This is a genomic window from Stenotrophomonas sp. BIGb0135, from assembly GCF_024810105.1.
Classification (GTDB): domain Bacteria; phylum Pseudomonadota; class Gammaproteobacteria; order Xanthomonadales; family Xanthomonadaceae; genus Stenotrophomonas; species Stenotrophomonas maltophilia_AB.
On sequence record NZ_JANUDX010000001.1, the window covers coordinates 421536 to 447387 of the forward strand.

The following is a 25852-nucleotide window of genomic DNA, read 5'->3' on the forward strand; positions in this document are numbered from 1 at the left end:
CCTTCCCCATGTCTTCCGCCCCCATCCCGTTGCTGCATCCGATGGCGCCGCCGATGACACTGGTCCTGGTCGCGCCCAGCCCCGAGCTGCTTGAAACGCTCGGCCCACGGCTCCCGGTCGGCACCCGCGTGCACTGGGAGGACAGCCGCGGTTCGAGCATCGCGCTGGATGCGCACCGGCGCAGCGGCACCTGCGTGGTGCTGCTCGACTTCCGGCGCGAACAGGCCGCGGCATCCACCGATCTCACCCGGCACCTGCAGCGCAGCGTGCCCGACCTGGCCCTGGTGGCGGTAGGCTCCACCGCCCCCGACCAGCTCGACGGCGTGGTCGCCGCCTTGCGCGCCGGCCTGCGCGACATCCTCGACCTGGATGCCGCCACCGCCGATATCGATACGGTGCTGCGCCGCGCCGGCGGTGCCGCACCCATCCGCAGCGTGGCGCCCGAGCCCGCGCACAAGGCGCGGCTGGTGCTGGTGCTGGGCGTGCGCGCCGGCGTGGGCAGCAGCACCCTGGCCGTGCATCTGGGCGTACTGGCGCAACAGCTCGGCCACCCGGGCGGCGCCGCCACCGCCGACGCCGACCCGGCCCGGCACGACAACAGCCTGCTGCTGCTCGACCTTGGCCAGCCGGCCGGCGATGCGGCGCTGTACCTCAACCTGGACAGCCAGTTCCACTACGAGGATGCGCTGCGCAATGCCACGCGCATCGATGCCACCCTGGCGCGGACCGCGATGACCCGGCACCCGGGCGGGCTGACCCTGCTCGGCCAGCCGGCCGGCAGCGAGGGCGGCCCGATCGCCGATCCGGCGGTGCTGGTGCAGCGCCTGCGCGGCGTGTTCGACACCGTGCTGTGCGAGCTCGGCGGGGCGCCGGTGCGACAGATCCCGCGCTCGCTGCTCAACAGCGCCGACGAGATCTGGCTGGTCGCCGACCAGGCGATCGGCACGCTGGTCTCGCTGGACCTGGCGCTCAGGCAACTCGAAGCGCTCGGTGCGCGCGACGCCCGCCTGCAGCTGGTGGTCAACCGCCACGATGAGGCGGGCGGGCTGGCGCCGACCCAGATCGCCGAGCGCTTCGCGCTGCCGTTGCTGGCGACGCTGCCCGACTGCCACCGCCTGCGCGCCAGCGCCAACCATGGCCACCTGCTGCTGCAGGATGCACCGCGCGATCCCTACCTGCGTGCCCTGACTCCCCTGCTGGCGCGGCTGGACCCGGCACTCGCCGGCGCCCTGCCCCGTGGCTGGCGGGAAAAACTCGTCCTCCGCCTGAGTGGTCTCCCATGGAAGACAAAGTGACGCCGTTCGCTCCCCTGCACGCGCGCAACGAGGCCGCCCCCGCGGTCGATGCCGCGCCGCCCCCCTTCGCCCAGTCCGACGAATACCAGAAGGTGCTGGTGGCCGCCCACGAGCACCTGCTCAACAGCATCGAGGACGAACGCATCGACATCGATGCGTGGGCACCGGATACGGTGGCCCGCTACGTGCACACCCAGACCGCGATCTTCGTGCAGGAATGGCGCATCCCGGTCAACGAAGCCGAGATGGACATCGTCGCCGGCGCGCTGGTCAAGGAGCTGACCGGCTTCGGTCCACTGGACGACCTGCTGCACGATCCCAGCATCGAAGACATCCTCATCAACGGCTACAAGGACATCCACGTTTCCCAGGGTGGCCGCCTGGTGCGCGCCACCCAGCGCTTCAGTGATGACAGCCACCTGCTGCGCATCCTGCGCCGCATCCTGGCCCCGCTTGGCCGCCGCCTGGACGAATCCAACCCGATGGTCGATGCGCGCCTGCCCAACGGCGGCCGCCTCAATGCGATCATCTCGCCGCTGGCCGTCGATGGCCCGATGGTGTCCATCCGCAAGTTCCGCAAGGACCCGTTCACGCCCGACGAACTGCTGCGCATGGGCACCTTCGACCGCGCCATGCAGGCGCTGCTGCATGCCATGGTGCTGGGCCGCTGCAACATCCTGGTCTCCGGCGGCACCAGCTCGGGCAAGACGTCGCTGCTCAACGCGCTGGCCAGCTACATCCCCGCCGACGAGCGGGTCATCACCGTGGAAGACACCGCCGAGCTCTCGCTCAACCACCCGCACGTAGTGCGCCTGGAAAGCCGCATCGGCGGTGCCGATGGCCAGGGCGCGGTAAGCATCCGCGATCTGGTGCGCAACAGCCTGCGCATGCGCCCGGACCGCATCGTGGTCGGCGAAGTGCGCGGGGCCGAAGTGCTGGAAATGCTGCAGGCGATGAACACCGGCCACGACGGCTCGATGGCCACCATCCACGCCAATTCGCCGCGCGACTGCCTGTACCGCATCGAGATGCTGGCCGGGTTCGCCGGTTTCCAAGGCAGCGAGGACAGCCTGCGCCGGCAGATCGCCAGCGCGATCGACTTCATCGTGCAGATCTCGCGGCTGGGCAGCGGTCGCCGGGTGCTGGTGTCGATCACGGAAATCACCGGGGTCAGCGACAACCTGATCAGCACCCAGGAAATGTTCCGCCACGAAATCCAGATCGACGCCGACGGCCGGGAGCACGACCGCTGGGTCGGACTTGGCTTCCATCCCCACTCGCACAAGCTGGAGCCATTCCGGCGCCAGCTGCGCGAGGCATTGGACGGAGGCTACTGAGCATGACCACGGTGCTGTTGCTGTGCAGTGCGATCCTGGTGCTGGTGGCGGTGGCCATCGAGCTGTGGTGGGGCGCGGCCCGCCGCGAACGCCAGCGTGCCTCGCTACAGCACGCCGAACACCGCCTGGCCGCCCATCCGGCCACGCCGCTGCTGGCCGGCATGCCGGCACGTCCGGCCGCGGCCGCATCAACGCCGCCCGCCGCCGCACGCCCCGACGCCCTGCCCTGGGACGCGCTGCTGCAACGCGCCGCGCTGCGCACCGGCTGGCGGCTGCCGATCCTGTGGGCGCTGGGCGGCGTGCTGCTGGCCTGGGCAGCGGCGGCACGCATCGGCACCGGCTGGGTCTGGCCGATCGCGCTGGGCCTGTATGCGCTGGTCCTCGGGCTGTGGGTGTCGCGCCGCATCCTCGGCCTGCAACGGCGCCTGCTGCGCCAACTGCCCGACTTTCTCGACAACCTGGTGCGCCTGACCGGGCTGGGCAACAGCCTGCAGATGTCCTTCCAGACTGCCAGCCAGCAGGTCCCGATGCCGCTGCGTGGCCTGCTCGATGACACCCTGTCCGGCACCCGCAGTGGCCTGGACCTGGACCGCGCGCTCAGCCAGGCAGCGCAACCGTACCGGCTGGATGTGCTGGACGTCCTGGCCGTGGTGCTGGGGGTGAGCATCCGCATCGGCGGCCGCTCGGACCAGATCCTGCAGCGCATGAGCGACTTCATGCGCGATGTCGACCAGGCCCGCCAGGAACTCATGGCCACCACCGCCGAGACGCGCATGTCCGCCTGGGTACTCGGCCTGCTGCCGCCACTGTCGGCGCTGTTGATGGCGATCGTCAGCCCGGACTTCTTCGAGCCGGTGCTGCAGGTGCCATTGGGCCATCGCATCCTCGGCGCCGCGCTGCTGCTGGAGCTGGTGGGCGGCTTCCTGCTGTATCGGCTGGCGCGCTCGCTATGAGCGCCGACAGCCTGCTCATCCTCGCCCTGCTCCTGCTCGCCCTCGGCGTGGGCCTGCTCGGCATGGCCGGGCTGTGGCTGAGCGGCCAGCAGCAGCGCACCGCCGCCACCCTGCAGACCGCCTTGCGCAACCGCGAGGACGCCCCCCGCGATGCCGCCACGGCCGCCACCGCGGCCACCGCGGCCAACACCCCCACCACCGCCGACGCGGGCCCCCGTGGCTGGGCGTGGCTGGCCAGCCTGGGCGAGCGCTTCAACGGTGGTCGCCTCGAGGCGGCCCTGCTTGCGCCGGAGGACCGCCTGCTGCTCGACCAAGCCGGCTGGCACACGCGTGCCGGCACCGCCAGCTTCCTCGCGCTGCGCCTGTTGCTGGCCGTCCTGTGCCTGGTGCTGGCGATGCTGTTCTATCGCGGCGATGGCCTCAGCCGCCTGGTGGTGATGCTGGGCGCACTGGGCACCGGCGTGCTGCTGCCCAAATTCGCGCTGCGCGCCTGGGCCACGCGCCTGCGCAAGCGCGTCTCGGCCGAACTGCCGCTACTGATCGACCTGCTGCGCCTGCTGCAGGGCGTCGGCTTCAGCATGGACCAGAGCCTGCAGACGCTCGGCGACAAGCTGCGCAGCGCCATCCCGGTGCTCGGTCGCGAAATCCAGCAGGCCAACATCGCCTACATGCACGGCCGTACGCGCCAGCAATCGCTGCGCCGGCTGGCCGAATCGTTCGACGACGAAGACCTGCGCAGCCTGGTGCAGTTGATGCTGCAGGTACATGAACATGGCGGCGCGGTGCAGGAGCCGCTGCGCCAGTTCAGCGTGCGCCTGCGCGAACAGCGTCGTTCAACGCTGAAGGAAAAGGTCGGCAAGCTCTCGGTGAAGATGACCGTGGTGATGATGCTGACCCTGCTGCCAGCCCTGATGCTGGTGTTGTCCGGCCCGGCGATCATCGCCCTGGCCAACGCCGTGAACCGACTGGGATGACCACCATGCCGAACCGCCTGCCGCATCTGGGGCTGCTGCTCACCACGCTGGTCCTGTGCACCGCCTGCGGGTCGGCGCACACCGCCTACCGCCCCGACCCGCTCAGCCTGGCGCCGCTGGAGACACCGCCGCAGGACGACAAGCGCATGTACCTGGACCTGATCGGCCAGATGCAGCGCCAGGGGGCGTACTTCGCCTCGCTGGCGCACGTGGATGCCTACCGCCAGCGCTATGGCGACAGCCCTGCCCTGCGCCTGCTGCAGGCCGATGGCCTGCGCGAAACCCAACAGGTGGACGCGGCCCGCAGCCTGTACACCAGCCTGGCCAACGGCCCGCAGGGCGCCGCGGCATGGCACGGGCTGGGCCTGATCGCGGCCCGTGCCGGCGATGCGGCGCAAGCCGAAACCAGCCTGGCACGCGCCGTGCAGCTGCAGCCGCTCAACACCGACTACCTCGGCGACCTCGGCTTCGCGCGGCTGCGCGCCGGCCACCTGGCCCAGGCCCGCGAACCGTTGGCCAAGGCTGCCGAGCTGGCCCCGGGCAACGTCAAGGCCAACGCCAACCTGGCGGTGTGGGCACTGCTGCGCAACGACACCGCGATGGCCGACCAGATCATGCGCAGCGCCGCACTGCCTGCCGCCGCGCGCGACGAAGTGCAGCGGCTCGCCCAACAGTTGCGGCAGCCACCCGCCGCCGTGCCGCCCGCCACCGCCCCGGCACCGGTCAGCGAACCGGCCCGCCCGGGCGCGCCGGTTGCCGCCACCGCGGCCCGCCCCCCGCGCGCCGATGCGCGCCTCGCCCCGTCGATGCTGGAACGCTTCGGCGGCGCCGATCCCGCCCACGAGAGCACCCCATGAACGCCTTCGCCTCGCCCGCCATGCGTCTGTCGATCGCCGTGGGCTGCCTGCTGGCCTGCGCCCTCGCACCTGCCCAGCAGCGTCCGTTGACCGGGCAGATGCTCGGCGACACCGCCGCGCCGCGCACCGAGGTGCCGGCCACGGTGCCGGCGCCGCCGCCCGTGCCACCGGCCACCCCGATGCCCGCACCCGCGCCGCTGACACCGCCACCGCGCCCACAGATCGGCGACACCACCCGCGCCCTGCTGCGCCTCCAGGCCAGCGGCACCCAGGCCGGCGCCCACCTGCCCATGCTCGGCGACCAGGCCTCGCTCAGCTACGCGCGCTACCTGCAGAGCTTCACCCATCCCATCCCGGAATTCCTCGACACCAGCGTGCGCAAGGACATCACCGGGGATGGCATCGGCAGTGGCAGCGGAGACTGAGCCCATGAGCCGCCCGCAGTGCACCCCTGCCATCCGCTCGGCGTCGCGCCGGCGCCAGCGTGGCGGGATGTCGGTGACGATGATGGTGATCATGGTCGCGCTGGTCGCGATGCTCGGCCTGGTCGAGGTCGGTTACCTGTACTGGGCCAAGCGCGACGTGCAGAAGATCGCCGACCTCGCCGCCCTGGCCGGCGCGCAGCGCCTGGACCTGTGCAGCGCCGACCGCACCGACAACAGCGCCGCCCGTGGCAACGCGCTGCAGGCCAACCGCTTCGCCGGCACCCTGCGCGTGCGCTGCGGCGACTGGAACCCGACCCACGCCAGCAGCGACCATTTCATCGACAGCACTACGGTCAACGCGGTCAAGGTGATCGCCGAACGCCCGGTGCTGCCGTTCTTCGGCCCGTCCCGCGGGCTGCCGCAGGTGAGTGCGCAGGCCGTGGCCACCCGGGCGCCGCCGCTGGCGGTGTTCAGCGTCGGCTCGCAGCTGCTGCGGGTCAACGGCACCACGCCGCTCGGGAGCGTGCTCAAGCTGGTCGGGGTCGACCTGGACCAGACCACGTTGCTCGGCTATGACGGCCTGGCCCAGGCCAAGGTCACCCCCGGGGGCCTGCTCAAGGCGTTGGGCATTCCGGTGGATGCCAACATCAGCATCGGCGACTTCAACACGCTGCTGGCCGCGCACAAGGTCTCCCTCGGCCAACTGCTCGACGCCACCGCCAGCGTGCTGGCGCAGAGCGGCGTGGCCAACGTCGACCTGCGGGCCCTGCGCGATGCGCTCGGCGCGCAGCTGGACATCGACCAGCTCAACGTCCAGTTGGGCAGCAACGCGGCCGGCAGCGGCCTGTTCGGCAGCATCGTCGCCCCGGACGGCCCGGCCTCGGCCGCCCTGCAGGCCGAGGTCAACGCGCTGGACCTGATCACCACCAGCATCAGCATCGCCAACGGCGGCAAGGGCGTGGCGGTCAACCAGCTCAACATCCTCGGCCTGGTGCAGGCCAAGGCGGCGATCATCGAGCCACCCTCGATCGCCATCGGCGGCGTCGGCGCGCGCGCCTACAACGCGCAGGTGCGGGTCAGCCTGGACATCGACAGCAACAACTTCGTCCTGGGCGTGGGCCGGGTACTGAGCCTGCTCGGCATCCGCCTGCGCCTGCCGGTGTATGCCGATGTCACCAATGCGATGGGGACGCTCACCAGCCTGCAATGCGCCGCGCAGCCGGCCACCGCCAGTATCCGCGTCGAGTCCTCGGTGCTGCGCGCGTGCGTAGGCAAGGTCGATGCGGCCTCGCAGTTCTCCAGGCGCAACGTCTGCGACGCCAGCCTGCAGAACGAGCAACTGCTCACCCTGCTCGGCGCGCCGCTGATCAACGACCGGATCTCACTCAACGCGCTCACCCACGACGAGACCGTCACCCTGTCACCGGGCGACACCCGATCGACCTGGATCAACGGCGCGCAGATCGGCAACGCCGTCAACGACCTGGTGCGCGAACTGCTGCGCGTGCTCGGTGGCGTGCTCAACCCGGCCCCCAAGGGCATGGACAAGGCCGAGACCGCCAGCCAGTTGGCCGACCAGTTCCTGATGGCCACCCGCAAGAGCAACGGCCAGTTCGACGTGGACGCCAGCATCGCGCTGTTGCGCGATGGATCCACCAGCCTGGGCATCCAGCGCTTCGGCGACTGGCAGGTCAAGAACGGCGTGCCGTACGCCTGCGGCCTGCTCGGGCTGGCCACCTGCTACCGCGATGGCTCGGTGTGGGAAGCGTACCGGGTCACGGTCACCGGCCAGGGCCTTGGCGCGCTCGATGGTCTGCTCGGCACCGTCCTCGGCGGATTGGTGATCAACCGCTGCAGTGGCCTGGTCAGCGTGCTGCTGTCCTACAACAACTGCGTCAAGGGCAACCTCGCTTCGTACCTGCAGACCGCCGATGCAGGGCTGCTGGACAGCTACCAGGGCAACGGCGGCATCACCGACCCGAGCACCAACACGGTGGCCTGCAGCGGCCTGCTCTGCACCCTGCTGCGGCCGGTGCTGGAGGGCCTGCTCAAGCCGCTGCTCAACGGCGTCGGCACCCTCCTCACCCAGACCCTGGCACGGGTGCTGGGACTGGAGCTGGGGCGCACCGATGTGCACCTGCACGCGGTGCAGTGCACCCCCGCCCAGCTGGTCTATTGACCCCTCCCCGCGCGCTGGCGGCAGCGCGTGGACTGCATGCTAGACTGCCGCGGGGACTGGAATTTCACAGACGAACTTTCACCGATTGAGCCATTCGTGGACGGCCTGATGATGCGAGAGAGAAAAGCAGTGGTATCCCGTGGCCGGACGCTCCTGGCCGCCAGCCTGATGGTGGTGGCAGCAGGCATCGCGCCGCAGGCGCTCGCCGCGCGCGCGCCCAAGGGGGAGCCTGCGGAACCCGCGCGCAGCGCACCGGTGGTCCGCAACAGCGTGGACGAACTGCGCCAGCTGATGGATTCGCAGCAGCTCACCGAACTGCGCACCACTTACAACGGCAGCTACGGCGCCAGCCTGCTGTTCAACACCGCCACGCTGCAGTACTACGCGGCGCTGTTCCATGAGAAGGACTTCTGGCGCGTGATCAAGACCGACTCGGTCGACAACGCCGAGAAGGTGTACCGCACCTTCGTGCAGCAGACCGAGGAACTGGCCCAGGTGTACATCGACACCACCCGCCTGGAAGCCGGCAAGCGTTACACCGAGAACCTGGTCGCCTTCAACGAACAACGCCTGCGCAGCCTGCAGCAGGAAGCCGAGCTGCAGCGCCAGCAGTCGCTGCAGGTCAGCAGCTCGATCCAGCAGGCCAAGCAGCAGGCCGTCTCGCTGAGCACCGACCTGCGCAGCACCCACAGCCAGCTCGACGCGCTCAACCAGCGCATCCAGGCCCTGCAGGCCCAGCAGGGCAACCCGGAGCTGTCGTTGCCGCCGCCGGAAGGCAGCGCACCGGTTGCGGCCCCGGCACCGGCCGGCACCACCGGCAACCCGTAAGCCAGGCGGCTCCCTGCAGCGCAGGGAGCCTGCCGCACGCGCGCGCCCCTGCCGCGTTTTCCCGCTCCCCAGCCGCTTCCGCGTCGTCCTGGCCACGCTGCCCGCTGCCACGCGCGGTGCAGTACCCTCTCGGGTAACCGCAGGAATCCTTGCGCTCGCATGAGGAGATGGCCATGGCGACCACCGCACCGGCCCGCCGGACCCGTTCGCACCTGCCCTTGGCCCGCGCGGCGGCACTGCTGGCCGCGCTCGCCTTGTTCCCGGTGGCGCATGCTGCGCCAAGGACTACCCCGCCCCTGGACGCCGCCGCCTCCGACCCGCAGGCGCTGGGCTGGATGCAGGGCTTCCCGCCGCCGGAGGCCAAGCGCATCCGCTACACCGACGACGACTACTTCAGCTTCCCGAAGTTGCGCTGGACCGCCTGCCATTTCCGCCAGTTGATGCCGACGGTCGGGGTCAGCCGAGGCAGCGGCGCGGCCTCACCGCTGCCGCAACAGTCGGATCCCGCCATCGATGCGCTGCTGTTCACGCCATTGAACACGCACGCCACGATGACCTGGGCGCAGTCGCTGCAGGCCAACTACACCGACGGCATCGTCGTGCTGCACGACGGCGTGGTGGTCTACGAACGCTATGCCGGCTGCCTGCAGGCCGATGGCCAGCACGGCGCGATGTCGGTCACCAAGTCGATCACCGGCCTGCTCGGCGAGATGCTGGTCGCCGAGGGGGTGATCGACGAGAACGAAACGGTCGGCGCGATCATCCCCGAACTGGCCCACAGCGCCTTCGCCGACGCCACGGTCAGGCAGGTGCTGGAGATGACCACCGCGCTGCGCTACAGCGAAGACTACGCCGACCCCAACGCCGAGGTCTGGCAGTTCTCGGCCGCCGGCAGCACGTTGCCACCCGCACCCGGCTACACCGGGCCGCGCAGCTACTACGATTACCTCACCACCGTGCAGAAGCAGGGCCGCCACGGCCAGGCATTCGGCTACAAGACGATCAACACCGACGCCCTCGGCTGGATCATCGCCCGCCGCACCGGCACGCCGGTCTCCACCCTGCTGTCCGAGCGCATCTGGAAGCGCCTCGGTGCCGAGCAGGACGCCTACTACACCGTCGACTCCACCGGTACGCCGTTCGCCGGCGGCGGCTTCAATGCCGGCCTGCGCGACCTGGCGCGGCTCGGCCAGGTGCTGCTGCAGGACGGCCGCGCCAATGGCCAGCAGATCGTGCCCGCCGCCGCCATCGCACGCATCCGTGCCGGCGGCGACAAACGGGCCTTCGCCAAGGCTGGCTATCCGCTGCTGCCGGGCTGGAGCTATCGCGGCATGTGGTGGGTCAGCCATAACGACCACGGTGCCTACATGGCACGGGGGGTGCACGGCCAGGCGTTGTACATCGATCCGACCGCCAAGGTGGTCATCGCCCGCTTTGGCTCCCATCCCACCGCGGGCAACGCGGCCAACGACCCCACCACCCTGCCCGCCTTCGATGCCCTGGCGCGCTACCTGATGACCCGGCCGCTGCCCCGTACGCCCTGAACCCGTGGCCCGTCACCGGCACGCGGCGTACACGCGGTCGTCCATCTGCCGGCTCAGCGCGAAGCGGCGCGTCATCCCTGCCCGGGCGTACGCCCGCTCACGTTGGCCTCGGGCCGTTGCGCACGCGCGCGGCTGCTGATGCAGCGAAATGACCGCGCCGGGGGGTGCCGGTGCGCGCCGCCTGGGCGCACTGCCGTCACGGCGTGCCGGGCGTGGCCGGCGATGCTGATGCTGATGCTGATGCTGATGCGGTGGCGCGCGCTCGGCCTCCAGCGCCCGCTTGCGCGCCAGCAACTCGCGGCGGATCGCCTCGATCCGTGCCGCGTGCCGGCGCTCGGCCGGCACCACGTCCACCTCCCAGGCCTGCTCGGCCTGGCCGTCGGCGCAGGCATGGCGCTGGAAGGTGGCCACACCATCCACCCGGCATTTATGGATCTGCTGCACTTCGGGCGTGGGCGCCGGCGCTGCTGAGCCTGCGGGCATCAGCGCAAGCGTCCAAAGCAAGAAGCAGACAACGGGTCGTGCTGTAGATCGCGATGGCATCGGCAGTCTCCCTGACCTGCCGCCAGCATCCCGCGTACGCACTGCCGCTACCGCGACGCAGGTGGCGTTTCCGCGGCGGCGGGCCTTGCACCTACCGCGCCGTGCGGACTATCCGACCTCAAACATCGAAACGATCACACTGCCAGGCGCAACTCCAGGACCTCATCGCCCAGGTCATCGATTTCCCCGGTCGGCCGCCATCCCAGGTGGCGATAGAACCCGTGCGAGCGCACCGCGGGATCGGCCGCGCACCCCAGGAACAGACGTGCGAATCCCCAGCCGCGGAAATCCTCGACCATCCGCGCCAGCAGCGCCTTGCCGATGCCCTTGCCCTCCCAGTCCGGCAGCAACGCCAGCACGATGATCTCGCCACTGTCGCGATCACCAAAGCAGTAGCCGACCATGCGCCCGTCGACCTCGGCCACGTGGCCGGGAAACCCACCCTGCGCGATGCCCTCCGCCCAGCTCTCCACGGTGATACCCAGCGCCGCCAGTTGCGCCGCCGAGAATGCGTTCTCGCGGGTGCGACCGCGCAGGTCGATGCAATCGGCGGCATCGTCGGCGATGGCGGTGCGGTAGGTAATGGGCATGCAGCGGCGTCCTGATCGATGATTCGAACGCGGACAATAGCGCAGATGGCGCCGTCCACGCCGCGCCGTTGGCGTCATCGGCTGCACGACGGCATGGAGCACCCCGACGCTGCACGTGGATGCCGCGTGGCTGGACACACTCCGCGACACCGGCGTGCTGATTGCCCTGTCGATGTCGCTGCTGCCGTCACCGGGTGGCGGTGGATGTCGCACCTGGACCCAAGCTGCGCACACAGAGGCCCGGCGATGCCGGGTCTCTGCTGCGATCACAGCAGCGCGCCGATTACAGGAAGCGGTAATCGAACTCCAGCCACAGCTGACGGCCATACGGGTCGTAGTTGCCGACCGGATAGAACGGCCAGCCCCCACCGTTCCTGTCCGCCGGGGGCCGACTGTCGCGCAGGTTGTTGACGATCAGGCCCACGCTCGCGTTGTCCGTGAGCCTGCGGTACACGCTGGCGTTGTAGGTCATGTAAGGGGCGATGCGACCACTGCCATCGGTCTTGGGCAGCGAGCCGTAACGGATGCCGTACAGGGTGGCGGTCCAGTCGTTGATCGCCCAGGTCACGCTGCCGTTGACCTTGCTGCGCCACTGGTAGGAATCCAGCGAGTTGCGCTGGTCGATCGCCTCGTCCTCGGCGAACTGGCGGTACTCGTGGTCGATTACCAGCGAATAGGCCAGCCGCGCGGAGAACTGGCCGTAACGGCCGGCATCCCAGCGCGTGTTCGCCTTCAGGTCGATGCCGCGCACCGACTCGGAGGCGGCGTTGATCGGGTTGATCAGCACGCGCACCACCTGGTTGGGTTGCACTGCGGCGTCGGCCGGGTTGCGGATCACCCGCGACAGCGCGTCCTGGCACTGCGCCGAGTTGATGTCGCGCGCGTCCCCGCCCACGGTCTGGCCGAGGCGGCAATCGGCTTCGTCGCGCAGGATCCGCGAGGAATCCAGGTTGGTCACTTCCTGGTCGATGCGGATGTCGTAGTAGTCGGCGGTGAAGTCGACATTCGGCGATGGCGACCACACAAACCCTGCGCCATAGGACGTGGCCGACTCCGGCTGCAGCTGCGGATTGGCGCCGCTGGTGTAGTCGATGGACAGGCCGCTGTAGTCGCAGTCGTCGTACGCCTGGCCGGCACTGCGGCAGCGCCAGTAGTCCGTCATGCCCGGGTTGTAGCCGCGGGTTTCGCTGGCAAACACGTAGTTCATGTCCGGCGCGCGGAAGCTGGTGGCCGCGCTCGCGCGCAGCAGCAGCGTGTCGATCGGGCGGAACTCCAGCCCGGCGCTCCAGGTGGCCTTGCCGATGTGGTCGCCCGCCGCGCGGTACTGGTCGTAACGACCGGCCACCGTGGCGGTCAGGCGTTCCAGCAGCGGCAGCTGCAGTTCCACGCCGGCCGCATAGCGGTCACGCTCGCCGCCGGCCGGGATGCCAGCGCTGGTGTTCCAGAATTCGCCGGTGGCCAGGCGCGGGTCCGGCCGGTTGTTGTAGCCCTGGCTGCCCGCTTCCAGCACCGCCGCCAGCGCGGCACGTCCACCGGGCAGATCGAACAGCTGCCCGTTGACGCTGAAGGTGGCCGCCTGCAGCCACGCCGCGTTGCGGCTTTCCTGGGTGGCCGAGAGGTCGGCGTACTCGTTCGGGGTCAACGGCTGGTACAGCCGCGCCGGGTCCGGGGCATACACATCCACGCCGTTGCGGGTGCCCAGCTTCGGCCCGAGCAGGTAGTCGTTGATGCCGGCCAGCAGCACCGGGCGGCGCGTGCGGTTTTCGTAACGCGAACGGCTGTAGGCCGCTTCATAGTCCCAGTCCGAGCTGCCCAGGCTGCCGCGCGCGCCGACGTTGAACGACCACGAGGTCTCCAGGAACCGGTTGGCGTTGCGCTGTACGCCACCGATCTCCTCCGGCGCGAAACGGCGATACCAGCTTTCCAGCTGGCCGCTGGCCTGGTTGTAGAAATAGTTGCGCGACGACGTCCAGCTGGGCGCACGGGTGTTGTTGTAGATGCGCGCAGTGCCGATGGCCACGTCGGCAAACAGCTCCTGGCGGTCGTTGAGGCGCCAGGTCAACGCGCTGTAGGCATCGATGTTGCGCTTCTCGGTCTGCACGGTCCAGAAGGTGGCCGCGGCCTCGTTGCTGCCGCAGTACGCGCCTTGCCGCGGGTTCTGCGCCCGGAACACGCTGCCACCGTACAGGCCGGCGCTGGCATCGCAGCCGGCCAGGCCCGGGTCGATGTAGGTGCTGGTGCTGGCGTTGCGCCGATAGGCCACGGCGGTCGGCAACGGAGCCACGCCGCGCGGGTCGTCGGTCAGCGAATCCATGAAGTCGCGCTGCGAGCCGTAGATCGCCTTGCGATTGGCGATCTCCAGGCCGAAGATCGCGTCCCACTGGTCGCTCGAACTGCCGCCGACCACCTGCAGTCGCTGGTTGTCGCCGCCGCCCTGCCCGGTGGTGCCGGCCTTGAGGTTGATGCCCACCCCTTCGTAGGTCTTCTTCAGGATGATGTTGACCACGCCGGCGATCGCGTCCGAGCCGTACACCGCCGACGCGCCACCGGTGAGCACCTCGATGCGGTCGATCAGCGCGCTGGGGATATTGGCCAGGTTGACCACGTTGACCGAGCCTTCGTAGGCCAGCGGGTAGTCCGACTGGCGACGCCCGTTGACCAGCACCAGGGTGCGGTTGGGACCGAGCCCGCGCAGGTTGATGGTATTGGCGGCCGGGGTAAAGGTATTGCCGAAGTCCTCGCCCTGCACGCTGCCCGTGTTCTCGGTCAGTGCGCTGAGCGCTTCGAACGCGCTGCGGTAGCCCTGCGCCTCGATCTGCTGCTGGGTGATCACGGTGACCGGGGATGGACCTTCCACGCTGGCACGCGGAATGCGCGAGCCGGTGATTTTGACCGCCTCCAGTTCGGTGGGGGCGGCGCCCTCGGCGGCGAGCGCCAGCGGGCTGATGCCAAGCAGCGGCAGCAGGGACACGACCAGGGGACGCAGGCGCAGCGGACGACGAAGCAAAGACATGCAGGTTCCAGGATGGGGAGAGTCGCTCCGGTGCGGGCAAGCCATTGCCGCGGGGGGGCCGGAGGGCGCGCCAGTCTGCTGAATGGGCACCCGCCCCGGAAATGATCGCCCGCGATATGCATATCGGCTTTCCGCCTAAGGCCCATCGCGCGTGGCCCGCGCGTGCGATGCCTTGCCGGCTGCTGCGTCGACGTGGCGCCACGTCGTTGCGGAACCATCCCGTGTCTCTTCCCGACGACCGCGCCGCCTACGGCGCGCTGCTGCTGCAGATGCTGCAGGGTCCCGACCAGCCGCAGTGCGGGCGCCGCGGCAGCGCTGGGGCCGCGCCGGGATGCAAAACAGAAACGGCGGCCCTGCGGCCGCCGTTTCACTGCAACGCCTTGCCAGGCCGGTCAGGCCTTGGCAGCGGCCTGCAGGCTCTGCCGCTGCACCAGCGCGTTGAAGCGCGCCAGCGAGCTCAGGTGGTGGTGCACCAGCGCCAGGTAGCCGTTGCGGTGCCAGGCCAGGACGACGTCGTCGGGCAGCTTGGCCAGCTTTTCCACGTCCACCACCTGGAAGCCGTTGACCGACATCTGCTCGCCGTTGTTCAACGTCACATCGATGCTGCGATCGATCAGCAGGTCCTGGGCCTTGATCGCCGCGCTGAACTGACGGGTCAGCTCATGCTCGCGGGTGAAGTCGCCGCAGAACCGCATGGCGTTGTCGAGCAGTTCGGTCGGCTTGCCGTCCACGAACAGCGGCTCGCCTTCTTCGCTGGTGCCCTGGTTGACGTGTTCGGCACCGGCGTCGATCGCCAGCATGTAATCGCTGTCCGGTTCGCCCTGCATGAACACGAACGGGTAACGGCGCACGTACGCGGGTGCGTAGGTGTCCTGGGCCCACTTGTCGCCGTCGATGAACAGGTTGTTGCGGGCCAGGCCCACGGCCACGATCGGGGCGGCATCGTTGCCGGTGAACAGGATCGGGAAGTGTTGCGCGGCCAGGCCGAATTCACCCACCACTGCCGGGATGGCGTTGGTTTCGGCGGCGAAGGACACGGTGCCCTGCACCAGGCGCCAGTTGGCGTGCTTGTCCGATTGCAGCGGCAGCGGCTCGCGGTAGAACAGCGGGCTGGAAGCCTGGGCCGGAGCCGGCGGAGTAGTCGTTTCAGCAGTCATGGAATAAGTCAGGTACGGCGCGCCAGACAGCCCGGGCGCGAAAGCGGGCACCGCATTGATCGGCAACTATAGCGTGGCTCCATGACGAATGTGCGGCCCTGGACAACAGGGCCCCTGCATCCGGCCTGAATTGCCGCCGCGGCGTCGCCCTCTAGAGACCGGTGTAATCGGCACAGTCCGGCAACGGCGAATCCGGTTGGTAACGGGCGCCATCGAAGTGCAGGACGCGCAGGAACGAGCAGGCCGCCACGGTCTCGGTACGCAGGTCCTTGCGCCGCAGCGGCGGCTTGGCCAGCGAATCCTCGCGCCGCGAGACGCCCGCCGGGTAGCGGGTGGCGGTGGTGCGGTAGCGCAGCACCGGCATGCCCTGCCCGGCCGGGTCCAGCGTCACGTCCGCCGAGAAGGTGTACTCGTCATGGCAGGCACCCGCCCGCTGCGTGGTGTCGGCTGCGCTGAAACAGGCCCGGATCGACGCGTTGCCGTCAGCGGGCAGGACCAGCACGTCCGCGTCCACCTGGACGCCGTCGTCCTGGTGGTAGATCCGGGCCAGCCGCACCGTTGAGGCACTGGCACCGCCGCCGGAGTAGCCGGTGGTGGCTTCGTCGAGCACGCCGACCAGCACGTTCTGCAGCTGTGCCTGGGCCGGATCGGCCGGCACCTGCGGCGCACCGATGCCCGGCGCCATGCGCACGATGAACGGCCATGGCCGCACGCTTCCGGACTCGGCGAGGCCGGTCAGCGGCACAAAGCGCATGCGCGGCTCGGCGTCGCCGGCCACATGATGCTCCACCTCCAACTGGGCGGTGCCGTCCCCGGCGTCGGCGCGGGTACGCACGCACCACTGGTGGTCGGCAGTGCAGTAACGCGGCGAGGCGTCGCGATCATCGGCGTCCGGCGCGGTCGGCGCCGGTTGCTCGATCAGCGCCTCCAGCCGGTTGCCGGCGCGGTCGGCAAACCCATCGGCGGGGCGGGCGGCGAGGGCCGCGTCAGTGGCCAGCGCAAGCAGCGCGAGCAGGGTCAGACGGGAGAAAAACGGGTCACGCTTCCTTGCCATGTATCGCATCCTGCGCGCCGCAGGGCGCGTGTCGAGAGGCGGCATGATAGCCCAGCGATGCGGTGGCTCAGCGCACGCCGTCCAGCGGCCCGTCCGCACCGGTCACCGCGGCGCATGCGTGATCCTGCAGTTCTTCGCCGCTGGCATCGTTGCCGGCGGCCTCGTCCATGCGCGTGGCGAGCAGCAGGAAGCCGGGCTGGCCGTCACGGTCGTGTGCGCCGCTGACCACCAGCGACCAATGGCCCATGTCCTGCGCGCCGGCCAGTTCACCGGCCAGCAGCTGGATCGGGTCCACCTGCAGCGTCGCCCCCTGCACGCGGCGCGCCTGGTAAACATGGCCGCGCAGCGGCTCCGGCAGTGGCTTCCAGCGCGTATCGATGCCCTCCCCCATCCGCGCCAGCTGCGCCAGCACGTCCGCGCGCAGGCAGTCGATGTGGATGTGCAACTGGTGCTGCGAGCGCCCATGTGGCGAGTTCAACGCCAGGCTGGCCACCTCGCGCGGCAACGGCCGTCCCAACGCCAGCGCGGTACGCCAGCGTGCGTCCCACGCACTGGCGAAGTAATTGGGCGCGCCGGCGCGCAGCAGCGCGGGGCTCTCGATGCCGCTCACCTTGTCCAGCGGCATCAGCAGGAACTGGTAGTCCCCGTGCGCGTCCTTGAACACCACGTCGCGGCGCGCCGGCGCTGTCTCCACCGCCAGGCAATCGCCCCGGGGAGTGCCCGGCCCGATGCAGTCGCGCTGGATCAACCCCCACAGCGCATCCGGGTTCGGTGGCGGCTTGGCCGGCGCCACCGGCGCGGGCGTGGCACAGCCCACCAGCCACGCACACGCGATCAACCACACCGAACGTACCCTCACCATCGACCCCCTCGCCCGCTCAGTAGGTACTGAACGGCACTTCCACCACCAGCGCCGGGGCGCTGCCGGCGGGCTGCAGGGTGTAGCGGTCGAGCGCACCGTTCTCGTCGGCGAACGGCAGCGACGTGAACTGCAGGCGGTAGCGGTCCGCGCCCAGGGTGAGCGTGCCGGACGCGTCCATGCCGGCATCGGCCGGCAACAGCAGCCCGCCCAGATCGCTGTAGGCCTCGGGTGCATCGCTGTAGGCATAGTCGACCAGGTCGTCCACGCGCTTCATCGCGTAGACGTGCGGTTCGCCACGGCGACGGTTGTAGGCCTCGTCACCGGTCAGGTCGGCGATCCAGACGCCAGGCAGGCGGTAGCGGGTTTCAAGCGCGATCGCGTCCAGCCGCGGGCTGTCCACCACCAGGCAGCACACCACGCGTTTGGACTCGCGGTCCAGGATGGCGAAGCGATCGCCCTCGGTCGCCGCGCGTGGCAGCACCGCGAACGGCACGTCGCGCAGCATCGGCTCGGCCCCACTGGCCGAATGCAGGTTGCGCCAGCCGCCCACCAGCGGCTCGGCCGCCGACGCGGCGGAGGTGCCCACCAAGGCAGCAGCCAACAGCAGGGCCAAGCGGCCTGCGAACATCCCCTCGAACATCATCATCATCCATCGCGTCTTCACATTGCCGCGACACTATGCGCCAGCGGCTCGGAGGGAGCAATGCTGGCGTGCCGGGCACCGTTCGCGCGATCATCGGCGCTGCCACGCAACGGATTGCCCATGCCCCTTCCCCACCCGCTCCGGATGCGACTGCATCCCGCCTGTCTGTCACTCACCGCGGCGATGCTGCTTGCCAGTTGTGGTGCGGCACCGTTGCCGCCGCCGGCGCCGGCGACAGTGCCCGCCGGGGCCGCGACCGTGCCCGCGACCGTGCCCGCGACTGCGCCCGCCAGTGCGGCCTTCCAGACCTTGCCTGGGTTGTCCGCCGCCCAGGCGCAGGCGCTTGGCCTGGGCGGGAAGCGCATACCGGTGCGCTTCCGCGATCGGCATGGCGAGGGCCTGCTGGTAGTGGAACGCGCCGACCGCGAAGAAGCCGACCCGGACACCCCCGGCGACACCCTCGCCGTCGCCGTGCTGAGCGCCACCCTGCTCGAGCGCACCGACGCGCCGGGCTACCGCCAGCGCTGGCAGCGCGAGATCCGCGTGCCCTGCCCGGGGCTGGACCTGGACGCCGGCTGGCTGCTGGACCAGGTGGGCGCCACCGATCTGGACGGCGATGGGCAGGCGGAAATCACCCTGGCCAGCCACACCTTCTGCGGCGGCGGCGTGGACCCGCAGGCGATCCACATCACCCTGATCGACGGCGCGCGCAGCTACGGCATCGAAGGCGAGTCGCTGGTCAGCCTCCCCGGGGAGGAACCGTTCGGCGGCGAGCGCCAGGACGACCCCGCGCTGGCCGCTGCGCCGATCGCGTTCCGCCAGCACCTGGACGCCGTGTGGGACGCGGTGCGGGTGCTGCCGGTGCCAGACGGCGACAACGACGGCAACGGCGACGCCCCGTAAGCGCCCGTCAGCCGATCACGATGTAGTCGCTGGCCAATGCGATGCCCAGGTGCGGGCCGGGCAGCAACTGTACGTAGCGGCCGCCGACCTGGTCGATGGCGATGCAGTCGTCCACGTCCAGCAAGGCGTCGGTATGCGGCTTGATCCAGCTTGCATCGCGGCGCTGCCGGGCCTTGCGCCGGGCCTCCCCGTCGTCGTCGGCGACCAGCAGCAGGTAGTCGTGCGCTTCGCCGAGCGAGTGCGGCACATAGCCGCCCAGGTTGACGAAGTACAGCCGCGGCGCGCCTGCCGCCGGCGCGGCATCGCCGAAGCGCACCTGGTAGCCGTCGATCCCGTCCACCGCCAGCCAGCCATCCACGTGCAGGCCCTTGGCCTGGCCGAACCAGTCGCGGCGCAGCTGCGGGTAGGCGTCCTCGATCCGCTCGACGTTGGCGAAGGCCACGTCATGGATTTCGATCCGCGCCTGTGGGTGGCGCCCGCCCAGCATGAACACGTGCAGCACTGCGCTGTCTCCCGGAGTGTTTCCAACGGGCCGTAGTGTAGCCCCGCGCCCACGCGGCGCAGGGGCCGGCGGTGGTATCTTCGGCAGCAGACCCCGCAGGAGCGACCGCATGCCAGCCCTTTTCCGCCTCGTGGCCCCCACCCTCGCCGCCATGTCCAGCCTGGCGCTGGGCGCCTGCGTCAGCACCCCCGGACCGGAGGTCAAGGGCCCCGGGCTGTGCAAGGGCGCCGGCCTGGACTGGGCCGTCGGCCAGCCGGCCGATGAAGCCACCATGCGCAAGCTCTCCGCACAGAGCGGCGCCGGCCTGGTCAATCCGATCGGCCCCGGCACCATCACCACCCGCGACCTCCGCCAGGATCGCCTGCGCGTGTTCATCGACAAGGACAACGTGATCACCGCCGTACGCTGCGAGTAGCGCCACGCCACGCGTGGCTGCGCCATCCGGCGTCGGCGTTCCCGCGCGGCCCACAAGGGGGCGGCGCTACGGCTTGCAGCCGCCCCAGCCGTGCGTCTTCGGGGTCTGGCCGATGCCGGGATTGAACACGTTGGTGGGGTCCAACCTGCGGTAGAACGCCGCCAGCGCCGGCTTGGCCGGATACAGGTGGCCGACATTGTGCTCGGCCGGGTATTCCGCGCCGCGCTGGTCCAGCAACGCCCACATCGCGTGTTCGATCGCCAGCGGATCTTCGCCCTTGCGTACGATGTAGTCCTGGTGGAACACGTGGCAGAAGAAATGCCCGTAGTACAGCTTGCCGGCCAGCCGCGCATCCAGTTCGGCCGGAAGCTGCTCCACCCACTGCCGGTCGTCGCGGCGCAGCGCCACGTCCAGCGCCACGATGTCCTGCACCGTATCGCGATGCACCGCGCGGTAACGCACCGCCGCGCCGGCGACCGCGAAACGATGCAGGAAGGCCTTGCGTCCTTCCTCGGGCGTACAGCGGAAGAAGTCACCCTCGCGCTGCTCCAGGCAGCTGCGCAGGAACGCCTCGGTGGCCGCCGCATCCAGCGCGGAGACCTTCAGCAGCAGGTGGTGCTCGTAACGGTCACGGAACTGCGTCATACGTGGCGGCAGGTGGTCCGGCAGCCGCCGTACCAGCGCCTGGATCACCCGGTCGGTGACGCCGCGCAGACCGATCGACTCGAACGCCCCGTCGATCCGGCTCTTCAGCGCGAATGCCGCCGGCACCCGCGCCGTGCCCAGCCGATCGATGAGCAGGAAGGTGTCCTTGCCATAGCGCGCACCGATGTCGAAGGCCTCCCGATGCAGGTATTCGCCGGAAATCGGCAGGCGCTCGAAGGCGGTCAGCAGGTGCCGGCGGATCCCGGTCAGATCCTCCATCGCGTTGCTGCCGATGTAGAACACCTCCGCCGGCTCGCGCGCGAAGGTATCCAGGCGCACCGCGAACACCGACAGCTTGCCAGCCGAACCGGCCGCTTCGTAATGGCGCGAGGGATCGGCGTTGTAACGGGCCGGCGTGGGCGCGTCGACCTGGCGCACCTGCGCGGCGTACCGCGGATCGGCGGCGGCGCGTCCCGTGGCATTGTCGACATCGGCCTCGCGGTAGTCGCCGCGCTGCAGCCGGTCCAGGATCTGCTCCGGGTCATCACCCAGGGCGATGCCCAGGTGGTTGACCAGCTGCAGCCGCCCATGCGCATCCACCTGGGCGAACAACGCCATCTCGGTGTAGGCCGGCCCGCGCCGCACCAGCGCACCACCGGAGTTGTTGCAGACCCCGCCCAGGACCGAGGCGCCGATGCAGGACGACCCGATCACCGAATGCGGCTCGCGGTCCAGCGGTGCCAGCACCTGCTCCAGCCGGTCCAGGGTGGCGCCAGGCAGGCACACTACCTGGTGGCCCGCGTTGAGCAGCTGGATGCCGGTCAGGCGCAGCGTGTTGATGATCACCACCGGGCGATCGTAGTCGCTGCCGTCCGGCGTGGAGCCGCCGGTCAGCCCGGTATTGGCGGCCTGCATGATCACGATCGCCTGGGCCGCCACGATCGCCTGCAATACGCGCCACTGCTCCACCAGCGTGCCGGGGCGCACCACCGCCAGCACCGGGCCGTCGCCGAAACGGTAGCCCGTGCGGAACCGCCGGGTCGGCCTGTCGTCGCTCAATACGTGCGCGGTGCCGACGATGCCGCGCAATCGCGCCAGCAGTCCCACCGTGCCGTCGCCCGCACCGCTCATGGCGCACCTGCGGCGCGGCGGCTGGCGTCCACCAGGGAATCGCGACTGATCTCGGCGATGGTGCGGGCGCCGGTCAGCGTCATCGCCACGCGCATCTCCCTGGCGAACAGGTCCAGCAGATGGGCCACGCCCTCCTCGCCCCGTGCCGCCAACGCGTAGACGAACGCGCGGCCCAGCAGCACGCTGTCGGCGCCAAGCGCGAGCATGCGCACTACGTCCAGCCCGTTGCGGATGCCTGAATCGGCCAGGATCTTCAGTTCGCCCTTGACCGCATCGGCGATCGCCGGCAGTGCCCGCGCACTGGACAGCACGCCATCGAGCTGGCGCCCGCCGTGGTTGGAGACCACGATGCCGTCAGCGCCGAAGCGCACCGCATCGCGCGCATCCTCGGGGTCCAGGATGCCCTTGATCACCATCGGCCCGGTCCAGAATGCGCGGATCCATTCCAGGTCCCGCCACGAAATGGAGGGGTCGAAGTTGTCGCCCAGCCAGCCGATGTAGTCGGCCAACCCGGTCGGGCTGCCGCGGTAGGTGGAGATGTTGCCCAGGTCATGCGGGCGGCCACGCAGGCCCACGTCCCAGGACCAGCGCGGATGGGTGAGCGCCTGCAGCATGCGCCGCGCCGCGGCGTTGCGACCACTCATGCCCGAGTGTGCGTCGCGGTAGCGCGCGCCCGGCGTGGGCATGTCCACGGTGAACACCAGTGTGGTCACCCCCGCCGCCCTGGCCCGCTCCAGCGCGTTGCGCATGAAACCGCGGTCCTTGAGCACGTACAGCTGGAACCACATCGGCCGCTCGATCGCCGGGGCCACTTCCTCGATCGGGCAGACCGACACGGTGGACAGGGTGAACGGGATGCCGCGGCTGGCCGCCGCACGCGCCGCCTGCACCTCACCGCGACGCGCATACATGCCGGTCAACCCGACCGGCCCCAGTGCCACCGGCATCGCCAGCCGCTCACCGAACAGCTCGGTCTCCAGGCTCAGCGCGCCCATGTCGCGCAGCACCCGCTGGCGCAGCGCGATATCGGCCAGGTCGGCCACGTTGCGGCGCAGCGTGTGTTCGGCGTACGCGCCACCGTCGATGTAATGGAACAGGAACGGAGGCAGCCGGCGCCGGGCGGCGGCACGGTAGTCGGTGGAGGCGGAGATGATCATGGCGGTCAACGGTGGGCAGCAGGGAGCCGTGAGGCGCGTGCGCGCCGGGCGTCGTTGTCGTCGAGCGTGCGCAGCGCGGCGTGCACGAATTCCAGGTGCGCGTGCGAGGCGGCACGCGCACGCTCGGGGTCGCCGGCCAGCACCGCCTCCATCATCTCGCGGTGCTGCGCCGACAGCGGCTCGGACGTGCGCGGGGAGGCAAAGAGCATGGCGCGGCTCTGCGAGATATTGGTCTGCAACAGCTCGAACAGGCCGCGCATCACCTGCAGCAGCACCAGGTTGTGCGCCGCCTCGGCGATGGCCAGGTGGAACCCTGCATCGGCGCGCGCCTCACCCGCCGGATCGTCCCGGCCATGCGCGGCCATGAGCGTGTCGAACGCGGCGCGGATACGCGCATGATCGGCATCGGTGGCGCGCAACGCGGCATGCCAGGCGGTCGCACCTTCAAGCGCGTGGCGGATCTCGAGCACGTCGAAACGGTAGGCTGGATCGCCCTGGAACACCGGCAGGTACGGCAGCAACGGGGCATCGATGGCCGCGCGCGCCTGCGCCGTCGGCTCGCTCACGAACGTGCCGCCGCCCACCCGGGCGGTGAGCAGGCCCTGGCTGGACAGCTGCGCGATCGCCTCGCGCAGCGCGGTGCGCGACACGCCCAACTGCACGGCCAGCGTGCGCTCGGCCGGCAGCCGGTCGCCGGGCTGCAACTGCTGCGCGTGGACCAGCGAGCGCAGCTGCGCGGCCACCCTGTCGGAGACGCGATCGGCCTTCATGCCCGCACCGGCAGGCGCGCGCGTCCATGGCTGGGAGGGGTCACACAGGACGTGGCGGGACTGCATCGGCGGATCTCATCAGAAACGGAGGGCGGCCGGTGCGCGAAGACACCGGCCGGGATGCCCGCCGGGCCCCGTCATTGGTATTACCAATAATCCGCGTTACCCGGGAGGCGCCCGCGAAGCATGTCGACTTCGCGGCAGCTGCCCATTAAACCACAGCGCAGTCACCCGTGATTGGTAGGACCATTAACTGCAGCCGCAGTCGCTCGCCGGCCCTTTCAGTTCCACGCCATTGCCGTCGGGATCGCGCAGGTAGACCGACACCCCATCCCCTTCCGCGCCGAAGTGGCTCTCCGGCTTGCCGCTCAATGCCACCCCGTGCGTCTGCAGGTGCGCCCGCAACTGCTCCACATCGAAGGGCTCCACGCGCAGGCACACATGCTCCAGGTTGCGCCCCTCGGCACCCGCCGCCGCCCCGCCCGGCTTGCCCAGCTTTCCATCGATGCCGATCAGGTCGATCATCGATGCCCCGGCATGCAGGTGCACCATGCCCAGTGATGGCCGCTCGCGCGCCACCGTGCAGCCGAGCACATCGCGGTAGAAGGCCACCGCGCGCGGCAGGTCCTGCACGCGCAGCACCACGTGGTCGATACGTTGGATCTCGAAGGGGCGATCGCTGCTCATGAGGACTCCAGTTTCTTGGCGACACGGCTGAAGACCGCCAGCACGATCAGGCACAGGATGCTGACGCCGATGGCGATCACGTACTCCCCGATACCCACCGCGATGCCGATCGCGGCGGACATGATCAACGAACTGGCCGTGGTCAACCCACTCACCTGGTCATCGCGCGTGCCGCGCAGGATGGTGCCGGCGGCGACGAAGCCGACGCAGGCCACCACCGCTTCGATCAGTCGCACCGGATCAACCTGCAACAGGTCGCGGTAGCGCTCCTGCTGGAAGTGTTCGGCAATGCTGTCGCCCAGGCCCACGATCAATGCCGCAGCGCCGGCGATGAGCATGTGCGTGCGCAGACCCGCCGCATGCTTGCCCATCTCGCGCTCGATGCCGATCAGCCCGCCGAACACCATCGCTGCGCCTATCCGCAGCAATATCGATAGATCCTGTTCCCATCCCATCCGCACGTCCTCGCCTGTTCGCTCCAGCCTTGCGCGAGCGCCGTGGCAAGCCCGTGAAGGGACGCGTGAGGTAGGCGTGCACGGTCATGCGGCGTTGTGGCTGCCGCATGACCGGTGCGGGACCCGGCTTACTGCGCCAGGTAGCCGCCGTCGATGGCGTAATAGGTGCCGGTGGCGAAGCTCGCATCGTCACTGGCCAGCCAGGCCACCAGTGCCGCCACCTCGTCGGGCTGGCCGAGCCGGCCCAGCGCATGCTTGCCCTCCAGCGCCTTCTTTACCGTCGGGTCCATCTTTTCCAGCAGCGGCGTGGCGATGAAGCCCGGGCCCACCGCGTTGACCCGGATCCGGTCGCCGGCATGCTCCCAGGCCGCGGTCTGGGTCAGCCCCACCACGCCATGCTTGGCCGCCACGTAGGCGGCCGAATTGTTGAAGCCCACCTGGCCCAGGATCGAGGCCATGTTGATGATGCTGCCGCCCTTGCCGGCCGCGCGCATCGCCTGGATCTGCGCGCGCTGGCACAGGAAGACGCTGGTGAGGTTCACATCGATCACCCGCTTCCAGCCGTCCACCGGATAGTCGCCGCTGCTGGCGGACGGACCGCCGATGCCGGCGTTGTTGACGGCGATGTCCAGGCCGCCCAAGGCCTGCACGGTCTGCTTGACCGCCGCCTCGACGGCCTGCTCGTCGGTGACATCCAGTGCGATGCCAATCGCCTTGGCACCCTTGGCGCGCAGTGCGTCGGCCGTCTTCTGCACCGCGTCGTGCTTCAGGTCCCACACCGCCACCGCCGCGCCGGACGCGGCCAGCAGTTCTGCGGCGGCCAGGCCGATGCCCGACACCCCGCCGGTCACGATCGCCACCTTGCCCGTGAGCTGATAATCAATCATCGCGTTGTACCTCTGGTTGGAAACTGCCGGCAGGCATCGCCTGCAC

At 70.0% G+C, this 25852-nt stretch carries 25 protein-coding genes; 11 read left to right on the forward strand and 14 right to left on the reverse strand.

Translation table 11 applies throughout. The features are described from left to right. The first annotated feature begins 8 nt into the window (after window positions 1-8). The 9 genes from M2421_RS01900 (at window position 9) to M2421_RS01940 (ending at window position 10392) form a co-directional block, all read left to right on the forward strand. Window positions 9-1295 (forward strand): fimbrial protein, encoded by a 1287-nt coding sequence (locus M2421_RS01900; RefSeq protein WP_259202878.1) that lies wholly within the window; start codon window positions 9-11, stop codon window positions 1293-1295. Next, complete coding sequence (locus M2421_RS01905; protein ID WP_259202879.1) at window positions 1280-2632, forward strand: CpaF family protein; 1353 nt, start codon at window positions 1280-1282, stop codon at window positions 2630-2632. The genes M2421_RS01900 and M2421_RS01905 overlap by 16 nt, the downstream gene beginning before the upstream one ends. A gap of 2 nt (window positions 2633-2634) precedes the next feature. Then, window positions 2635-3585, forward strand: a complete 951-nt coding sequence (locus M2421_RS01910; protein ID WP_259202880.1) for a type II secretion system F family protein — start codon at window positions 2635-2637, stop codon at window positions 3583-3585. Beyond that, complete coding sequence (locus M2421_RS01915; protein ID WP_259202881.1) at window positions 3582-4559, forward strand: type II secretion system F family protein; 978 nt, start codon at window positions 3582-3584, stop codon at window positions 4557-4559. The genes M2421_RS01910 and M2421_RS01915 overlap by 4 nt, the downstream gene beginning before the upstream one ends. Continuing rightward, the gene (locus M2421_RS01920) at window positions 4556-5416 is read left to right on the forward strand and encodes a Flp pilus assembly protein TadD (protein ID WP_259202882.1); all 861 of its coding nucleotides are present in this window, start codon (window positions 4556-4558) and stop codon (window positions 5414-5416) included. Before M2421_RS01915 ends, M2421_RS01920 begins: the two co-directional genes overlap by 4 nt. Beyond that, window positions 5413-5841, forward strand: a complete 429-nt coding sequence (locus M2421_RS01925) for a DUF3613 domain-containing protein (RefSeq protein ID WP_259202883.1) — start codon at window positions 5413-5415, stop codon at window positions 5839-5841. The genes M2421_RS01920 and M2421_RS01925 overlap by 4 nt, the downstream gene beginning before the upstream one ends. 4 nt (window positions 5842-5845) lie before the next feature. Then, entirely contained in the window at window positions 5846-8020 is a 2175-nt protein-coding gene (locus M2421_RS01930) for a TadG family pilus assembly protein (protein WP_259202885.1), read from the forward strand. A 111-nt stretch (window positions 8021-8131) separates the two neighbouring features. Next, window positions 8132-8848, forward strand: a complete 717-nt coding sequence (locus M2421_RS01935) for a DUF2968 domain-containing protein (RefSeq protein ID WP_259202886.1) — start codon at window positions 8132-8134, stop codon at window positions 8846-8848. A gap of 173 nt (window positions 8849-9021) precedes the next feature. Further along, window positions 9022-10392, forward strand: a complete 1371-nt coding sequence (locus M2421_RS01940; RefSeq protein WP_259202887.1) for a serine hydrolase — start codon at window positions 9022-9024, stop codon at window positions 10390-10392. Window positions 10393-10404: 12 nt separating this feature from the next. Here the strand turns inward: M2421_RS01940 and M2421_RS01945 are convergent, their stop codons facing one another. The 7 genes from M2421_RS01945 to M2421_RS01975 all read right to left on the reverse strand — a co-directional run bounded on the left by M2421_RS01945 (window position 10405) and on the right by M2421_RS01975 (window position 18239). After that, window positions 10405-10836, reverse strand: a complete 432-nt coding sequence (locus M2421_RS01945) for a hypothetical protein (protein ID WP_259202888.1) — start codon at window positions 10834-10836, stop codon at window positions 10405-10407. Window positions 10837-11069: 233 nt separating this feature from the next. Beyond that, complete coding sequence (locus M2421_RS01950; protein WP_259202889.1) at window positions 11070-11525, reverse strand: GNAT family N-acetyltransferase; 456 nt, start codon at window positions 11523-11525, stop codon at window positions 11070-11072. Window positions 11526-11808: 283 nt separating this feature from the next. Beyond that, window positions 11809-14538: a TonB-dependent receptor gene (locus tag M2421_RS01955; RefSeq protein WP_259202890.1), complete on the reverse strand. Its 2730-nt coding sequence runs from the start codon at window positions 14536-14538 to the stop codon at window positions 11809-11811. 392 nt (window positions 14539-14930) lie between these two features. Further along, entirely contained in the window at window positions 14931-15695 is a 765-nt protein-coding gene (locus tag M2421_RS01960; RefSeq protein WP_259202891.1) for a SapC family protein, read from the reverse strand. 151 nt (window positions 15696-15846) lie between these two features. Then, window positions 15847-16749: a hypothetical protein gene (locus M2421_RS01965; protein WP_259202892.1), complete on the reverse strand. Its 903-nt coding sequence runs from the start codon at window positions 16747-16749 to the stop codon at window positions 15847-15849. A 67-nt stretch (window positions 16750-16816) separates the two neighbouring features. Next, entirely contained in the window at window positions 16817-17587 is a 771-nt protein-coding gene (locus tag M2421_RS01970; RefSeq protein WP_259203532.1) for a CDP-diacylglycerol diphosphatase, read from the reverse strand. 40 nt (window positions 17588-17627) lie between these two features. Continuing rightward, a complete protein-coding gene (locus tag M2421_RS01975; RefSeq protein WP_259202893.1) occupies window positions 17628-18239 on the reverse strand; it encodes a decarboxylase in 612 nt (203 codons plus the stop codon). Window positions 18240-18374: 135 nt separating this feature from the next. Here M2421_RS01975 and M2421_RS01980 point away from each other — a divergent pair, with 135 nt between their 5' ends. Next, the gene (locus M2421_RS01980) at window positions 18375-19157 is read left to right on the forward strand and encodes a hypothetical protein (RefSeq protein ID WP_259202894.1); all 783 of its coding nucleotides are present in this window, start codon (window positions 18375-18377) and stop codon (window positions 19155-19157) included. A gap of 7 nt (window positions 19158-19164) precedes the next feature. Here M2421_RS01980 and M2421_RS01985 read toward each other — a convergent pair whose 3' ends face one another. Continuing rightward, window positions 19165-19659: a DUF1543 domain-containing protein gene (locus M2421_RS01985; protein ID WP_259202895.1), complete on the reverse strand. Its 495-nt coding sequence runs from the start codon at window positions 19657-19659 to the stop codon at window positions 19165-19167. 109 nt (window positions 19660-19768) lie between these two features. On the opposite strand from M2421_RS01985, the gene M2421_RS01990 reads away from it, so the two are divergent. Beyond that, window positions 19769-20074, forward strand: coding sequence for an I78 family peptidase inhibitor (locus M2421_RS01990; RefSeq protein ID WP_259202896.1), 306 nt, complete (start codon window positions 19769-19771; stop codon window positions 20072-20074). A gap of 66 nt (window positions 20075-20140) precedes the next feature. On the opposite strand, the gene dld is transcribed toward M2421_RS01990, so the two are convergent. The 6 genes from dld to M2421_RS02020 form a co-directional block, all read right to left on the reverse strand. Continuing rightward, the gene (gene dld, locus M2421_RS01995; RefSeq protein ID WP_259202897.1) at window positions 20141-21850 is read right to left on the reverse strand and encodes a D-lactate dehydrogenase; all 1710 of its coding nucleotides are present in this window, start codon (window positions 21848-21850) and stop codon (window positions 20141-20143) included. Next, window positions 21847-23007, reverse strand: a complete 1161-nt coding sequence (gene lldD, locus M2421_RS02000) for an FMN-dependent L-lactate dehydrogenase LldD (RefSeq protein WP_259202898.1) — start codon at window positions 23005-23007, stop codon at window positions 21847-21849. Before lldD ends, dld begins: the two co-directional genes overlap by 4 nt. A 5-nt stretch (window positions 23008-23012) precedes the next feature. Then, window positions 23013-23777: a transcriptional regulator LldR gene (gene lldR, locus M2421_RS02005; protein WP_259202899.1), complete on the reverse strand. Its 765-nt coding sequence runs from the start codon at window positions 23775-23777 to the stop codon at window positions 23013-23015. A 249-nt stretch (window positions 23778-24026) separates the two neighbouring features. Further along, window positions 24027-24464 carry a VOC family protein gene (locus M2421_RS02010; protein ID WP_259202900.1) on the reverse strand — a complete coding sequence of 146 codons (438 nt, stop codon included), beginning with the start codon at window positions 24462-24464 and terminating at the stop codon, window positions 24027-24029. Continuing rightward, complete coding sequence (locus M2421_RS02015; protein WP_310439164.1) at window positions 24461-24919, reverse strand: MgtC/SapB family protein; 459 nt, start codon at window positions 24917-24919, stop codon at window positions 24461-24463. The genes M2421_RS02010 and M2421_RS02015 overlap by 4 nt, the downstream gene beginning before the upstream one ends. A 128-nt stretch (window positions 24920-25047) precedes the next feature. Then, window positions 25048-25806, reverse strand: coding sequence for an SDR family NAD(P)-dependent oxidoreductase (locus tag M2421_RS02020; protein ID WP_259202903.1), 759 nt, complete (start codon window positions 25804-25806; stop codon window positions 25048-25050). Between the last annotated feature and the right edge of the window lie 46 nt (window positions 25807-25852).